Genomic DNA, 229 nt, shown 5'->3' with positions numbered 1-229 from the left:
AAGGTAACCATTGACTTAACTCATGCGCACTTTTGGGATATTACCGCCGTGTCTTCATTAGACAAAGTCGTTATTAAGTTTAGACGGGAAGGTGCGGCAGTTGAAATTGTTGGAATGAGTGAAGCAACTGAAACTATTGTTGATAAATTTGGCGTCCATAACGATCCAAAAGAAGTTGAAAAATTAATGGCTGGCCACTAAGGAGAAAACATATGAATAAGATAATTAC

Annotated in this window: 1 protein-coding gene; it reads left to right on the top strand. The window is 37.6% G+C overall.

Translation table 11 applies throughout. The features are described 5' to 3' along the window. The coding region (locus AAEZ18_RS19840) for an STAS domain-containing protein (protein WP_352256173.1) at positions 1 to 201 on the top strand (201 nt) is incomplete at its 5' end. Between the last annotated feature and the right edge of the window lie 28 nt (positions 202 to 229).

The organism is Pseudoalteromonas sp. 19-MNA-CIBAN-0066 (genome assembly GCF_040308705.1).
Taxonomy (GTDB): Bacteria; Pseudomonadota; Gammaproteobacteria; order Enterobacterales; family Alteromonadaceae; genus Pseudoalteromonas; species Pseudoalteromonas nigrifaciens.
Note: the sequence above shows the minus strand (reverse complement) of the source record. Positions and strands in the feature narration are given on the sequence as shown.